Annotated in this window: 12 protein-coding genes and 1 tRNA gene; 10 read left to right on the forward strand and 3 right to left on the reverse strand. The window is 73.0% G+C overall.

Annotated features, from left to right (window positions below; translation table 11 throughout):
- Positions 1-29: 29 nt before the first annotated feature.
- Together ACZ47G_RS18385 and ACZ47G_RS18390 are read right to left on the reverse strand one after the other, a co-directional pair.
- Positions 30-1,289 (reverse strand): MFS transporter, encoded by a 1,260-nt coding sequence (locus ACZ47G_RS18385; RefSeq protein WP_465743985.1) that lies wholly within the window; start codon positions 1,287-1,289, stop codon positions 30-32.
- Between the two features lie 559 nt (positions 1,290-1,848).
- Positions 1,849-3,339 carry a potassium/proton antiporter gene (locus ACZ47G_RS18390; RefSeq protein WP_465743841.1) on the reverse strand — a complete coding sequence of 497 codons (1,491 nt, stop codon included), beginning with the start codon at positions 3,337-3,339 and terminating at the stop codon, positions 1,849-1,851.
- Positions 3,340-3,669: 330 nt separating this feature from the next.
- Between ACZ47G_RS18390 and ACZ47G_RS18395 the strand changes: the two genes are divergently transcribed.
- Entirely contained in the window at positions 3,670-6,390 is a 2,721-nt protein-coding gene (locus ACZ47G_RS18395; RefSeq protein ID WP_465743843.1) for a penicillin acylase family protein, read from the forward strand.
- Between the two features lie 90 nt (positions 6,391-6,480).
- Here the strand turns inward: ACZ47G_RS18395 and ACZ47G_RS18400 are convergent, their stop codons facing one another.
- Positions 6,481-7,056: a 5-formyltetrahydrofolate cyclo-ligase gene (locus tag ACZ47G_RS18400; RefSeq protein ID WP_465743845.1), complete on the reverse strand. Its 576-nt coding sequence runs from the start codon at positions 7,054-7,056 to the stop codon at positions 6,481-6,483.
- A gap of 60 nt (positions 7,057-7,116) precedes the next feature.
- Here ACZ47G_RS18400 and ACZ47G_RS18405 point away from each other — a divergent pair, with 60 nt between their 5' ends.
- From ACZ47G_RS18405 to ACZ47G_RS18445, 9 genes are all read left to right on the forward strand, one after another.
- The gene (locus ACZ47G_RS18405) at positions 7,117-8,013 is read left to right on the forward strand and encodes a GGDEF domain-containing protein (protein WP_465743847.1); all 897 of its coding nucleotides are present in this window, start codon (positions 7,117-7,119) and stop codon (positions 8,011-8,013) included.
- Positions 8,014-8,064: 51 nt separating this feature from the next.
- Positions 8,065-8,985 carry a UTP--glucose-1-phosphate uridylyltransferase GalU gene (gene galU / locus ACZ47G_RS18410; protein ID WP_465743849.1) on the forward strand — a complete coding sequence of 307 codons (921 nt, stop codon included), beginning with the start codon at positions 8,065-8,067 and terminating at the stop codon, positions 8,983-8,985.
- Positions 8,986-9,064: 79 nt separating this feature from the next.
- The gene (gene glp, locus ACZ47G_RS18415) at positions 9,065-10,426 is read left to right on the forward strand and encodes a molybdotransferase-like divisome protein Glp (RefSeq protein ID WP_465743851.1); all 1,362 of its coding nucleotides are present in this window, start codon (positions 9,065-9,067) and stop codon (positions 10,424-10,426) included.
- A 178-nt stretch (positions 10,427-10,604) separates the two neighbouring features.
- On the forward strand, positions 10,605-11,105 hold the full coding sequence (gene moaC / locus ACZ47G_RS18420; RefSeq protein ID WP_465743853.1) for a cyclic pyranopterin monophosphate synthase MoaC: 501 nt from the start codon (positions 10,605-10,607) through the stop codon (positions 11,103-11,105).
- Entirely contained in the window at positions 11,102-11,635 is a 534-nt protein-coding gene (locus tag ACZ47G_RS18425; protein WP_380457171.1) for a MogA/MoaB family molybdenum cofactor biosynthesis protein, read from the forward strand. The genes moaC and ACZ47G_RS18425 overlap by 4 nt, the downstream gene beginning before the upstream one ends.
- A gap of 38 nt (positions 11,636-11,673) precedes the next feature.
- Entirely contained in the window at positions 11,674-12,258 is a 585-nt protein-coding gene (locus ACZ47G_RS18430; protein ID WP_380457173.1) for a GNAT family N-acetyltransferase, read from the forward strand.
- A 150-nt stretch (positions 12,259-12,408) separates the two neighbouring features.
- A complete protein-coding gene (sepX, locus tag ACZ47G_RS18435) occupies positions 12,409-13,422 on the forward strand; it encodes a divisome protein SepX/GlpR (protein ID WP_465743856.1) in 1,014 nt (337 codons plus the stop codon).
- Positions 13,423-13,495: 73 nt separating this feature from the next.
- A tRNA-Ala gene (locus ACZ47G_RS18440) sits at positions 13,496-13,569 on the forward strand.
- A gap of 244 nt (positions 13,570-13,813) precedes the next feature.
- The gene (locus tag ACZ47G_RS18445) at positions 13,814-15,160 is read left to right on the forward strand and encodes a glycosyltransferase 87 family protein (protein ID WP_465743858.1); all 1,347 of its coding nucleotides are present in this window, start codon (positions 13,814-13,816) and stop codon (positions 15,158-15,160) included.

The following is a 15,160-nucleotide window of genomic DNA, read 5'->3' on the forward strand; positions in this document are numbered from 1 at the left end:
CCGGTACCGCGTCACCGCCCACCGCGCGTTCAGCCCTTGGCCGCGCCGACCAGCTGCGCCGCGTTGCCGCGCTCGGCCGACGAGGCCACCACCCGGCCCGGCCCGCCCGGGGCCACCAGCAGGTGTCGCATCGACAGCAGCGCGATCAGCCCCAGGCCGGCGCCGATGGCCGGCACCAGGAAGCCGACCGAGGGCCCGTGGCCGTCGAGCAGCTTGCCAGCCGCCATCGAGCCGAACGCCAGTCCCAGCCCGATCGCACCGGTCAGCCAGGTGAAGGCCTCGGTCTTGGCGCCGTCCGCGACCAGGGTCTCGACCAGGGTGTAGCCGCTGATCAGGGTCGGGGCGATGGCCAGGCCGCAGACCAGCCCGGCGACCGTCAGGGCGACCAGATTGGGCATCGCCCACAGCACCGAGCAGCCCAGCACCAGCATCGTGTAGCTCATGGCCATCCGCTGCTGCACCGGCCGCCGCCAGGCGATCACGCCGTACAGCACACCGGCCAGCATCGAGCCGCCCGCGAAGATCCCGTACACCGTGCCGCCGGAGTCGTGCTGCCCCACCGAGTCGGCGAAGGCGTTGACCGACACCTGCATGCCGCCGAACACCGCGCCGACGCCGAGGAAGGCGCCGACCAGCAGCCGGACGCCGGGCGAGGCCAGCGCCGAGGCGCGCCGCACCCCGGGCTGCGGGAGGATCCGGGCCGGGGCGCTGCGCCGCTGGGCCGCGAAGGCGAGACCGCCGACCAGGGTCAGCGAGGCCTCGACGACCAGCGCGACCGCCGGGCTGGCGAAGGCGGCGATGTTGGCGGCCAGGATCGGGCCGACCACGAAGGTGAACTCGTCCGTCACGGACTCGAAGGCGAAGGCGGTGCTCACCTTGGCGCCGGCGGCGGGCGAGGCGCCCTCCCCGGTGAAGGTGGAGACCCAGCGGGCCCGGACCATCGCGCCGATCTGCGGCACGCTCGCCCCGGCCGGGACGGCGGCCAGGTAGACGCTCCAGGCCGGCGCGTGGCCGAGTGCCAGCGCGATCAGCACTCCGACCGAGACCGCGTGCACCAGCACCGTCGGGACCAGCACCGCGGCCTGGCCGTACCGGTCGGCCAGCCGGCCGGTCTGCGGCCCGATCAGGGCCTGGGCGACGGCGGCGACCGCGACGGCCGTACCGGCGGTGCCGTACGAACCGGTGGTCTGGGTGACGAGCAGCAGGATGCCCATGCTGAGCATCGCGTAGGGCAGTCGCGCGACGAGGGCGGGGGACAGGAACGTCCAGGCGCCGGGCGTGCGCAGCAGCTCGCCGTACCCGACCCTGGCGGGTGCCTCGGCGGCGGTGTCGACAGTGCTGCTCGCGGTGTTCGGAGTGGTGCCCGGAGCGGTGTCCGGAGTGGTGCCCGGAGCGGTCTCCGGAGCGGAGTCCGCGGCGATCTCGACCGTTCGGCGGGCCGTCACGGTCGGTCCTTCCTGCTGCCTGGTAGCGCGGCAGGGCATGGGGTGGCCCCGACGGCGCCGAGAGTCGTCCTCTCGCGCGTCGACCGGGGTAGATACCGGGTCGGCCGGGCCTGGTGGGCCGGTGCCGGACCGCGGCCGCCGAGCGGTCGCGCCAACTCTGCGTCAGGCAGATGCTGGGGGTGGTCTAACGGTAGTTATACGGCGTAGTCGAACCAGCATACAGTTACGCGCGTAGATAACGCCAGACCACCCGGATCACGCAGGCCGCGCAGGCCTCCCAGGCCACTCGGAGCACCCGGAGCACCCGGAGTGCCCCGAGCACCCGCAGTACCCGGACCGCAGGGCCACACGGGCCACCCGAGCCGCGAACGCCACCCGGTCCCAGGCGCTCCTCCCCGCCCGTTCAGCCACCCCGCCCGTTCAGCCACCCCGCCAGCTTGCCGCCCTTGTCCACGGCCCGCAGCCGCCGCTCGGCCGCCTCGCCGACCTCGTCGGTGGTGACCACCAGCAGCTCGTCCCCGCCGCGCAGCATCGTCGTCTTGTCCGGCACGAAGGAGTTCCCCTCCCGCACGACCAGGGTGACCGCCGCCCCCTTGGGCAGCCGCAGCTCGCTGATCTCCACGCCGGACATCCGCGAGGTCGGCGAGAGCGCGACCGACAGCAGGTGCCCGTGCAGCTTCTCCAGTGGCGCGGACTCGATGTCGAGGTCCTGTCCCATCGCGCCCTCGCCGATCCGCAGCCGCTTGGCCATCCAGGGCAGGGTCGGGCCCTGGAGCAGGGTGAAGACGACGACCAGGATGAAGACGATGTTGAACACGTCCTCGGCCCTGTGCGCGCCGGAGACCACCGGGATGGTGGCCAGCACGATGGGCACCGCCCCGCGCAGGCCGGCCCAGCTCAGCAGCGCCTGTTCGCGGGCGGGCACCTTGAACGGGGTCAGGGTGAGCACCACGGACAGCGGCCGGGCCAGGAAGACCAGCACCCCGCCTATCACCAGCGCGGGGACCACCGCGTCGCCCATGCTCTCGGGCGCGGCCAGCAGGCCGAGCAGCACGAACATGCCGATCTGCCCGATCCAGGCCAGTCCGTCGGCGAAGCCGCGCACCGCCGGTCCGTGCGGGAGCTTGGAGTTCCCGAGGATCACCGCGCTGATGTAGACGGCGAGGAAGCCGGAGCCGTGCAGCAGCGAGCCGCCGGCGTAGGCGAGCACGGTGAGCGCCACCACGGCGATCGGGTAGAGGCCCGAGGAGGGCAGCGCGACGTGCTTGACCGCGTAGGCGCCGAGCTTGCCGACGGCCAGGCCGACCGCCGCGCCGATCGCCAGCTCCGCGGCGATCGTGCCGAGCAGCACGTACCAGGAGTCCAGCTCGCCGGCCGAGGCGAAGGCGACGACCAGGATGACCACGGGGGCGTCGTTGAAGCCGGACTCGGCTTCCAGCAGGCCGGTGAGCCGGTGCGGCAGCGGGACCATCCGCAGCACCGAGAAGACGGCCGCCGCGTCGGTGGAGGAGACGATCGCGCCGAGCAGCAGCGAGGTCCGCCAGTCCAGGCCGACCAGCCAGTGCGCGCCGGCCGCGGTGACGAAGACGCTGACCCCGACGCCGACGGTGGCCAGCACGGTGGCGGCCGGCATCGCCGGCCTGACCTCGCGCCAGCTGGTCTTGAGGCCGCCCTCGGCCAGGATCACCACGAGTGCCGCGTAGCCGAGCACCTGGGTCAGTTCGGCGTTGTTGAAGGTGACGCCGATCCCGTTCTGGCCCAGTGCCACGCCGATCCCGAGGTAGATCAGCAGACTGGGCAGTCCTGATCGGGTCGAGAACCGGACGGCGACTACCGCGACGAGCAGGATCACGGAGGCTTCGAGCAGGAGCTGGTTCAGATGGGCGACGTTCACGCAGTGGCACCTCGGGCAGGCATGGGCGGGCGGGGTGTCAGGTGGTGCTGAAGGTGGTCCGTTGGTACAGGGCGGGTGCTGTCTGGCACCGGACCGCTAAGAAGTCGTCAATACTCCTGTTGCGGATCGTTACTCAGTCTAACATTTTGCCATACCTTTAGCTTGTCTCCTGGCTCGGCTCTCGGTTTGGCCCCCGCCCGGCTCCTGATCGGCTCCAGCTCGGTCCCCCGTTCACAGCCCTCCGCCGACTCGGCCTAATGTGGTGCCCTGTCCCGGCCCCAGGCCCCGGACACGCCCGCCCGCCCCGAAGTCAGGACCGCAAGGACCCAGATGCCCCGCTCGAAGAAGTTCCGGCGCGCCCGTCTGATCGTGATCGTGCTGGTCGTGCTGCTGGTGGCCGGCGTCGGCTACGGCGGCTACCGCGGGGTCACCGCGGTCCGCGCCTCCTTCCCGGAGGTCGACGGCACGGTCAAGGTGGCGGGCCTGAGCGCGCCGGTGGACGTCAAGCGGGACGCCAACGGCATCCCGCAGCTGTACGCGGACACCCCCGAGGACCTGTTCCGCGCCCAGGGCTACGTCCAGGCCCAGGACCGGTTCTGGGAGATGGACGTCCGACGGCACATCACCGCGGGCCGACTGTCCGAGATGTTCGGCGACAGCCAGGTCGACACCGACTCCTTCATCCGCACCATGGGCTGGCGCCAGGTGGCGCAGAAGGAGTACGACACCAAGCTCTCGCCGGAGAGCAAGAAGTACCTCCAGGCCTACTCGGACGGCGTGAACGCCTGGCTCGGCGAGCACCCCGGCGGCGAGAAGGCCTCGCTGGAGTACGCCCTGCTCGGCGCCGTCAACAGCGGCTACCAGCCCGAGCAGTGGACCCCGGTCGACTCGGTGGCCTGGCTCAAGGCGATGGCCTGGAACCTCTCCGGGAACCTCCAGGAGGAGATCGACCGCTCGCTGCTGGCCCAGGACTTCGGCCCGGACAAGATCGCCGAGCTGTACCCGGACTACCCGTACTCGCGCAACGGCACGATCGTGAAGACCGGCACCGTCAGCGGCGACACCTACCGCCCGGCGGACGGCTCCACCCAGCCCGGTACGGCCCCCGGCGGCGGCACCACCCAGGGCGCGGCCACCACCAAGGCGCTGATGCAGGGCCTCACCGACCGGATCGACGCGATGCCGCAGCTGCTCGGCCGCCCCGGGCAGGGCATCGGTTCCAACTCCTGGGTGGTCGCCGGCTCGCACACCACCACCGGCAAGCCGCTGCTGGCCAACGACCCGCACCTCGGCCCCGGCCTGCCCTCGGTCTGGTACCAGATGGGCCTGCACTGCCGGACGGTCTCCTCGGCCTGCCAGTTCGACGTCTCCGGCTTCACCTTCGCCGGCATGCCCGGCGTGGTGATCGGCCACAACAAGGACATCGCCTGGGGCTTCACCAACCTGGGCGCCGACGTGACCGACCTCTACCTGGAGAAGGTCACCGGCCCGGAGACCTACCAGGTCGACGGCAAGGACGAGAAGTTCGACCTCCGCAAGGAGACCATCAAGGTCGCCGGCGGCGAGGACCGCACCATCACCGTCCGCACCACCCGGACCGGCGCCCCGCTCATCTCCGACGTGAGCACCGAGCAGCAGAACGTCGGCAAGTACGCCCCCAACGGCAGCTCCGCACCGGACCGCGGCACCGGCGGCTACGGCGTCGCCCTGCAGTGGACGGCGCTCAGCCCGGGCAAGACCATGGACGCCGTCTTCGAGCTGGACAAGGCCCGCAACTGGGACGAGTTCCGCGCCGCCGCCAAGGACTTCGCCGTCCCCGCGCAGAACCTGATCTACGCCGACGCCAAGAACATCGGTTACCAGGCCCCGGGCGTCATCCCGGTGCGCGGCAAGGGCGACGGCTCCATGCCGGCCCCGGGCTGGGACTCCTCCTACCAGTGGAAGCCGGACCCGGTCCCCTTCACCGCCCTGCCGTACAGCTTCAACCCGGCCGTCGGCTACATCGTCACCGCCAACCAGGCCGTGGTGGACCCGGGCTACAAGTACACCCTCACCAAGGACTGGGAGTACGGCACCCGGGCCAAGGAGATCACCGACCAGATCGAGGGCCTGCTCAAGAACAACGGCAAGATCTCGCCGGACGACATGCAGACCCTGCAGCTGGACAACACCAGCATCATGGCCAAGACGCTGGTCCCGCTGCTGCTCAAGCAGCAGATCGACGACCCGTACGTGCGCGAGGCCCAGGACCTGCTGAAGGACTGGAACTTCCACCAGGACGCCGACTCGGCCGCCGCCGCCTACTACAACGGCGTCTGGCGCAACCTGCTGAGCCTCGCCTTCGGGCAGAAGTTCCCGGCCGACATCCGCGCCAAGGACAACTGCCTGCTGGTCCGCCAGCAGGACGACCCGACCAAGCCGGACAGCTCCAGCAAGATCGTCACCGAGTGTGGCACCCGCGACCCGGGCAAGGCCCAGCCGGACGGCGGCGACCGCTGGACCGAGGTGGTGCGCGCCCAGCTGGACAAGCCCGACAGCTCGTGGTGGACGTACATCGACTCCCAGCACAAGGAGCAGAAGGGCCTGGACAACCTCCTCAAGGAGGCCATGAAGAACGCCCGCCAGGACCTGACCTCGCTGCTCGGCAAGGACATCTCCACCTGGAGCTGGGGCCGCCTGCACAAGCTGGAGCTGCGCGAGCAGACCATGGGCACCGACAACTCCTCGATCGCCTCCGGCGTCGTCCACAAGCTGCTCAACCGCGGCCCCTACCGCCTCTCCGGCGGCTCGGCGGCGGTCGACGCGGCGGGCTGGAACGCGGCGGCCGGCTACCAGGTCGACTGGATCCCGTCGATGCGGATGGTGGTCGACCTGAACGACCTGGACTCCTCGCGCTGGGTCAACGTCGGCGGCGCCTCCGGCCACGCCTTCCACCAGAACTACAACGACCAGACCGACCTCTGGCTCAAGGGCAAGCTGCTGACCTGGGCGTTCACCCCGGACGCGGTCGAGAAGGCCACCAAGCACAAGCTGGTGCTCACCACCGGCTGACGCCCGTACGACGTGCCGACGGCGGCCCGCCCCCGCACCGGGGGCGGGCCGCCGTCGTCGGTTCGGCCGAGCGCCCCCGGCCGAGCGGCATCAGCCGAGCGCCCGCACCCCCGAGGGCGTGACCGCCAGGTCCACCGGCAGGTCGTGCGGCTCGGCCGGCACCCGCTCCAGCAGCTCGTGCTCGTACAGCAGCACGGCCAGCACCGGCCGCACCCCGGCCCGCTCCAGCCGGGCCAGCACCCGGTCGTAACTGCCGCCGCCGCGGCCCAGCCGCCGCCCGCCCCGGTCCACCGCCAGGCCCGGCAGCAGCACCATCGAGGCCCCCGTGACGGCCGCCGGCCCGAGCCGCGGCCCGACCGGCTCCAGCAGCCCGCGCCCGGCCGGGGCCAGCGCCCCGGGCCCCGCGTACTCGGCCCAGTCCAGGTCGTTGTCGGGCAGCAGCACCGGCAGCAGCACCCGCACGCCGTCCTCCCGCAGCGCGTCCAGCAGCGGCCTGGTCCCGGGCTCCGCGCCCACCGAGACGTAGGCGGCCACCGTGCTGCCGCGCGCCGCCAGCTCCCAGGCGTGCCCGGCCAGCGCGTCCGCCGCCTCCGCGCGCCCCTCGGCGGTCAGTGCGCGGCGCTGCGTCAACAGCCGTGTCCTCAGGTCGCTCTTCTCGTTGTGCACCGGATCCTCCGCGTCCGAAAACCGTGACGCGCAGAGCCTGACACGCGAAAGGGCCCCCGATTGTCCACCCCGTTGCTGGTCCAGGCCCTGGCCGCGCTGAGCGCCCCCGCACTGGCCGGGGCCACCGTGCTCGGACTGCGCGGCCGCCGGGAACGGGCCGAGGCGGCCGAGGACCGGGAGCGGCTCACCGGGCGGATCGGCGAGTTGGAGGAGCGCTGCGCCGAACTGGAGCGCACCGCCTCCTGCGACCCGCTCACCGGGGTCTGGAACTACCGCCACCTGCAGCTCACCCTGGACCGGGAGATCGAACGGGCCCGCCGCGCCGAGCACACCGACCAGGCCGACGGCCCGCGCCCGCTGGCCGTCCTGCTGCTGGCGATCGCCGGCTTCGACGCCGTCACCGCCGAGCTCGGCCGCGCCCGCGGCAACGCGGTGCTGCGCGACCTCGCCCAGCGGCTCGCGATGGAGATCCGCCGCGCGGACACCCTGGGCCGCTACGGCGGCGAGGAGTTCCTGGTGGTGCTGCCGGACACCGGGGCCGACGGCGCCGTGCAGGTCGCCGAGCGGCTGGTCTGGTCGGTCCGCCGGCACCTGCTGCTCGACTGGTCCTCCGGCACCCGGGCGCCCCGCCCGGCCCGGGGCAACGGCTTGACCGCCGCCGTCGGCATCGCCGTGCTGCCCGAGGACGGCACCCACGCCGCCGTCCTGCTGCGCTCCGCCGACGCGGCGCTGGCCGCGGCGCGGGCGTCCGGCGGCGACTGCTGGCGGATCGCGCCCCGGCCGGGCCGGCCCCGTGAGCAGCCTGCTTCCGCTCCGCGGCCCGCCCCGGCTGCCGAACGTGACCGTTCGGAAAAGCCGGGTAGTGTGTCGGCCTGTACCGGAGGGGGCCCCTCGGCCCAGCCGGTCGCTTCCCATCCGCCCGCCACCGTGGCCGTGCCCCGCGACGTGCTGTCCTAGCCGTCCGAACGCGCTCGGCCGGGCGAAAACGTGCCTGAGTAAGGTAAACGCATGACGACGACCACTCCCCGAATTCCGGTGACCAAGGCTGTGGTGCCCGCGGCCGGACTGGGCACCCGCTTCCTCCCGGCGACCAAGGCGACGCCGAAGGAGATGCTGCCCGTCGTGGACAAGCCGGCCATCCAGTACGTCGTCGAGGAGGCCTCGTCCGCGGGCCTGTCCGACATACTGATGGTCACCGGCCGTAACAAGCGCGCGCTGGAGGACCACTTCGACCGCGCCTACGAGCTGGAGGAGCTGCTCGTCCGCAAGGGCGACGAGGACCGGCTGCGCCGAGTCCGCGAGTCCGTCGAGCTGGCCAACATGCACTACGTCCGCCAGGGCGACCCCAAGGGCCTCGGCCACGCCGTCTCCGTCGCGGAGCAGCACGTCGCCGGCCAGCCCTTCGCCGTCCTGCTCGGCGACGACCTGATCGACCCCCGCGACCCGCTGCTCGCCCGCATGATCGAGGTGCAGCAGGAGCTCGGCGGCTCGGTCGTCGCCCTCATGGAGGTCGACCCCTCCCAGATCCACCTCTACGGCTGCGCCGCCGTCAAGGCCAACGGCTTCGGCGAGGACGTCTTCCAGGTGACCGACCTGGTCGAGAAGCCCGAGCCGGGCGAGGCCCCCTCCAACTACGCCGTCATCGGCCGCTACGTCCTCGACCCGCTGGTCTTCGACGTGCTGCGCGAGACCCCGCCCGGCCGCGGCGGCGAGATCCAGCTCACCGACGCCCTGCGCGAGCTGACCAACCGCGACGCCGAGGCCGGCGGCCAGGTCCACGGCGTGCTCTTCAAGGGCCGCCGCTACGACACCGGCGACCGCGCCGACTACCTGCGCGCCATCGTCCGACTGGCCTCCGAGCGCGAGGACCTGGGCCCGGAGTTCCGCTCCTGGCTGCGGGAGTTCGTCGCCTCCGAGCTGCAGGACTGACGAGTGCCTGTCTCATGGATCCTTGCCTGATCCGACAAAATCCATGGGACAGGCCCACGACACAGAGAGCGAGCCGCCGATGACCGGGTCCACGGAGCACAGCACCACCCCCGCAGCCTGCTGCGACGGGTCCGCGGACCGGGCGCCGGCGGCTCCTCGCTTCTGGACGGTGGACGAGCACCGGGCCGACGTGCTGGCCGCCGTCGGCCCGCTGCCCGCCATCGAGCTCCAGCTGCTCGACGCCCAGGGCTGCCGGCTGGAGGAGGACGTGGTCGCCGACGGCGACCTGCCGCCCTTCGACAACAGCTCGATGGACGGCTACGCCGTCCGCACCGCCGACACCCGGGGCGCCACCGAGACCTACCCCTCGGTGCTCACCGTGGTCGGCGACATCGCCGCCGGCGCGGGCGAACTGCCGAAGGTCGGCCCCGGCCAGGCCGCCCGGATCATGACCGGCGCCCCGCTGCCGCCCGGTGCCCAGGCCGTCGCCCCGGTCGAGTGGACCGACGGCGGCACCGGCACCGGGGTCGCCGCCGCCGCGATGACCGCGCCGGTGGCGGACGAGGAGGTCCGGGTGCTGCGCCCGGTCGCCGAGGGCGCGCACATCCGCCGGGCCGGCAGCGACGTCGCGGCCGGCGCCATGGTCCTGGCGGCGGGCACCCGGCTCGGTCCCGCCCAGCTCGGCCTGCTGGCCGCGATCGGCCGGGCCACCGTGAAGGTCTGCCCGCGCCCCCGGGTGGTGGTGCTCTCCACCGGCAGCGAGCTGGTCCAGCCCGGCGAGCCGATCGGGCCCGGGCAGATCGCCGACTCCAACAGCTTCACCCTCACCGCGGCCGCCCAGGAGGCCGGCGCCATCGCCTACCGGGTCGGCGCCGTCCCGGACGACGCCGACCGGCTGCGCGCCGTCCTGGAGGACCAGATCGGCCGGGCCGACCTGATCGTCACCAGCGGCGGGGTCAGCGTCGGCGCGTACGACGTGGTCAAGGAGGTCTTCGAGTCCTACGGGGGCGTGGCCCGCGGCGGAGCCGCCAACGTCGAGTTCCGCAAGCTGCGGATGCAGCCCGGCAAGCCGCAGGGCTTCGGCCGGATCGGGGCCGGCGCCGGGGTGCCGCTGCTCGCCCTGCCGGGCAACCCGGTGAGCGCCTACATCTCCTTCGAACTCTTCGTCCGCCCGGTGATCCGCACCATGCTGGGCGCGGCCGACGTCCACCGCCCGGTGGTGCGCGCGCTCTGCCCGTCCGCGCTGCGCTCCCCGGCCGGGCGACGGCAGTTCCTGCGCGGCCGCTACTCGGCCGCGGACGGCACGGTCGAGCCGGTGGGCGGCGCCGACTCCCACCTGGTCGGCGCGCTGGCCCGGGCGAACTGCCTGATCACCGTCCCCGAGGAGGTCACCGAGCTGCCGGCCGGCAGCGAGGTCGACGTGGTCCTGCTGGACGCCTGAGCGGCCGGCGCACCCGCCCGAGCCGAAGGGCGCGCCGCCGCCGAAGGTGAGAAGCGCCCGGCACGGGCGCCGGAGCGCCGACCGTCGGCGGCGGGTCAAGGGCGCCCGGAGGCGAGCGGGCGGGTGACCGAGCGGTACGGTAGCGCGGTATTCGACCTGCGCGCCCCTGGAGTTACCCGTGACGACACCGAACCCCGGCGACCGCCTCACCCACGTCGACGAGCAGGGCGCGGCCCGGATGGTCGACGTCTCCGAGAAGGCCACCACCGCGCGCACCGCCGTCGCGGCCGGGCGGGTCAAGGTCTCCCCGAAGGTCGTGGAACTGCTGCGCGGTGAGGGCGTGCCCAAGGGCGACGCCCTCGCCGTGGCCCGGATCGCCGGGATCATGGGCGCCAAGCGGACCCCGGACCTGATCCCGCTCTGCCACCCGATCGCCGTCTCCGGCGTCAAGGTCGACCTCGCCGTCGTGGACGGCGCGGTCGAGATCACCGCCACCGTGAGGACCGCCGACCGCACCGGCGTCGAGATGGAGGCGCTGACCTCGGTGACGGTCGCCGCGCTGACCGTGATCGACATGGTCAAGGCGGTCGACAAGGGTGCGAGCATCGAGTCCGTCCGGGTGCTCAGCAAGACCGGCGGCAAGAGCGGCGACTGGTTCGCGCCGGAGGCCGGCGCATGACGGCGCAGCGCATGACGGCGCTCGCGGTCACCGTCTCCAACCGGGCCTCTGCCGGGGTGTACGAGGACAAGGGCGGCCCGCTGCTGGTGGCCGGCCTGACCGCGATGGGCTTCACCGCCGACGGCCCCCGGGTCGTCCCGGACGGCGAGCCGGTCGAGACCGTCCTGCGCGAGGCCGTCGCCGCCGGGTACGACGTGGTGCTGACCACCGGAGGCACCGGCATCTCGCCGATGGACCTCACCCCCGAGATGACCGCCCGGGTGATCGACCGGCAGATCCCCGGCATCCCCGAGGCCATCCGCGCCCACGGCCGCGACAAGGTGCCGACCGCGGCGCTCTCCCGCGGGCTCGCCGGGCTCGCCGGACGTACCCTGATCGTCAACCTGCCGGGCTCGACCGGCGGCGTCAAGGACGGCCTGGCCGTGCTGGAGCCGCTGCTCGCCCACGCCGTCGACCAGCTCGGCGGCGGGGACCACCCCCGGCCCGACGCACCAGCTTCCGGGGCTCCAGCATCTAGGAGAGCGCACTGAACGCCGGCTGGCCGGTAGAGCTCCACGAGGGGGAGGTCGTGCTGCGCCCGATCCGGGCCCGCGACCAGCGCGACTGGCAGGAGGTGAGCCGGCGCAACCGGGACTGGCTGCGCCGCTGGGAGGCCACCGTGCCGCCCGGCCCGCCGGGCCAGGCGGCCGGGCCCCGGCCGACCTACCGGCAGATGGTCCGGTTCCTGCGCGGGGAGGCCTCGGCCGGCCGGATGCTGCCCTTCGTGGTGCTCTACAAGGGCCAGCTGGTCGGCCAGTTGACCGTCGGCGGGATCACCTGGGGCTCGATGTGCTCGGCCAACGTCGGCTACTGGATCGACGAGGCGGTGGCCGGCCGGGGCATCATGCCGACGGCCGTGGCGCTCGCGGTGGACTACTGCTTCCACACCCTCGGACTGCACCGGATCGAGGTCTGCATCCGCCCGGAGAACGGGCCGAGCCGGCGGGTGGTGGAAAAGCTCGACTTCCGCTCGGAGGGAATCCGCCCGCGCTATCTCCACATCGACGGGGACTGGCGGGACCACTTGGTCTACGTCCTGACCGCCGAGGAGGTTCCGGAGGGGATGCTGGAACGCTGGCGGGCGATCAGTTCGGGGCGCGAGCCGCGTAATTGAATATATGTTCGAAAAGAATATCGATATGGCATCGACGCGGTGGCGGACCGTCACAAACACCGGCAAAATAGTCGGAGAATCAGCTTGATCACACGACACGCCGCGCCAAATTGCTGCCAGGCCTTCCCCGGCGCCCGTACGGTGTGAATCGTGAGCAGTAGCGGCCTTATCTACGCCGTCATCGTAGGGGCCTGGGCCGCCTATCTGGTGCCGATGTGGCTCCGCAGGCAGGACGAACTCAACGAGGCGCGCCCGACGGAACGCTTCAGCACCGCCATCCGCCTGCTGGCCGGGCGTTCGGCGCTGGAGCGACGGGCAGCCCGGGCCCTGGGCGACGAACCGCGTGACGACGAGCACAGCAACGACGGCCCTCCCGAACGGGACGGGGCCGCCCCCGGCGATCCCGTGGCGCGGGAGCCCGAACCCCCGGCGCAACCCCCGGCGGAGCGCCTGGCCGAACGGCCGGCCCCGGTGCGGCAGGGCGGTGGGGAGCGCCGGGCGCGGCTGCTGGCCCGCCGGCGCCGGATGGTCACCGTCCTCTTCCTGGCGTTCGCGCTCGGCGCGGTGGTCGCCGCGGTGGCCGGCCTCGCCTTCCTCTGGGTTCCGGCCGTCCCGGCACTCCTCCTCACCTTCTACATCGGCCACCTGCGCAAGCTGGAGCGCGAGCGGTACGAGGTGAAGCTGGACCGCAACCGGGCCGCCCAGGCGGCCGAGCGGCTGCGCCAGCGCGAGCGGCAGCGGGCCGAGGCCCCGGTGGACGACCGGCCGACGGTCGAGGCCGCCGCCCCGGTGGAGCCGGCCCCGGCCGCGCCCGCCGGGCACCGGCCCGGCCGGGCGCACCTGCGGCTGGCCGCCGATCCCGAGCAGGCCACCGTCGCGGTGCCGTCCGCCTCCGCGGTGGCCGAGGCCACCGAGCACGAGGAGTGGGTCGACGGCATGCGCGAGCGCGGTGCGGCCGGCCCGGACTCCTGGGAGCCGGTGCCCGTTCCGCTGCCGACCTACGTCACCGCGCCGGTCGCCCCCCGGGTGTCCCGCGGCCTCGACCTGTCGGCCCCCGGCACCTGGACCGCCGGTCGCCCCACCGAGTCCCGCAGCACCCCGCTGTTCGACCAGTACGCCGAGGCCCCGGCTCCGGAGTCCCGCCCCCGCGCGGCCAACGAATGATCCCCCGTGACCACCCCCGACCAGGGGGGTGGTCACGGACCCCCTCCGGAAGGTGCTAGAGTTTCTTCTCGTTGGGGCTGTGGCGCAGTCCGGTAGCGCACCTCGTTCGCATCGAGGGGGTCAGGGGTTCGAATCCCCTCAGCTCCACCCAACGGACCGGCTCCGACCGGTCCACCAAGTCCCGCCGGGAGTCAACTCCCGGCGGGACTTCGCGTTTTGCGGCTCGCAAGGCCGGGCGACGGTGTCCGTGACCGAGGTCACACCGCTCTCACCAGGGCGGAATCTGACGTGCTTTGGGACTCAGGGGAGTCTCAGAGGGGTCGGTTATGGTGGGTGGGCCCAGACGCTGACGAGGGAACGATCTGGTCTATCTCGACGGGGTGCCATCGCGGTGCGCGAGTTCGGTCTGAAACGTTGGACGCGGCAAGCGGACCCGGAGGGGCCCGACGGCCGCCCGGCGAACGGAAGACCGAACTCCTGGACCATCGCGGCGGCCTGTGTCGCGGTGCTGTCGGTGGCGGCCTTCGTCGTCCAGCGGCACCTGCACGGCGCCACCATGGTCGACATGCTCGTCTACCGGGCCGAGGGCCAGGCCGTCGTCAACGGCGACGACCTGTACGCGATGCGGCTGCCCGGCTGGGACCTGCCGGCCACCTACCCGCCGTTCGCCGCGATGCTGTTCGTACCGAGCACCTGGTTCGACGTGAGCACCCTGCGCGTCCTGGTGATGCTCGGCAACTACGCGCTGCTCGGCCTGGCGGTGTTCCTGTCGCTCAAGCTGGCCGGCTGGCCCGCCCGGCGGCACCGGACGGCGCTCACCGTGCTCGGGACCGGCCTCGCGGTCTGGCTGGAGCCGGTCTACACCACCTTCCAGTACGGCCAGGTCAACCTCGGCATCCTCTGCCTGGTGCTGTGGGACCTCACCCGCCCCGACCACAGCCGGGCCAAGGGCGTGGGCATCGGCCTGGCCACCGCGATCAAGATCACCCCGGGGCTGTTCGCCGTCTACCTGTTCCTGACCGGCCGGATCCGGGCCGCCCTGGTCTCCATGGGCACCTTCCTGGCGGCCGGGCTGATCGGCTGGATCCTGCTGCCGGACGGCTCGTACGGGTTCTGGACCCGGTACCTGTGGGACCCGAGCCGGGTCGGCGTCACCGTGCTGGTGGACAACCAGTCGCTGCGCGGGGCCGTCTGCCGGCTGCTCGACGTCAACGACCCCGGGCTGGTCGGGCTGATCGCCTCCGCGCTGGTCGCCACGCTCGGGCTCGGGGTGGCCGTGCTCGCCGGGCGCTCCGTCCGGGTGCTGCGCCGGGCCGACGCCTGGGGCGGGGTCTGCGCCGCGTTCACCGCGCTGCTGGTCTCGCCGATCAGCTGGACCCACCACTGGGTCTGGTGCATCCCGCTGATCGCCCTGCTGGCCGCCGAGGCCCGCAGCACCGGCCGCCGGGTGCTGCTCGGGGTGACGCTGCTGGTGTTCCTCTCCCACGTGATGTGGCTGGTGCCGCACCGCTGGGGCCGCGGGGTCACCTGGAACTGGCAGCTGCCCGGCTCGATCTACCCGCCGCTGGCCATCGCCGTCCTGCTCGTCATCGGGGTGCGGCTCTACCGGGCCCGGCGGCAGGCGGTCGACGCCTCGGCCGGCGCCTGGGCGCTGCTCGGCGCCAAGCTCGACCACGAGCCCGGCCACGAGCTCGGCCACCAGCCCGAACGTGACCCCGCCCTGACCAATCGGTCCTGA

Source organism: Kitasatospora sp. NPDC030952 (assembly GCF_055571335.1).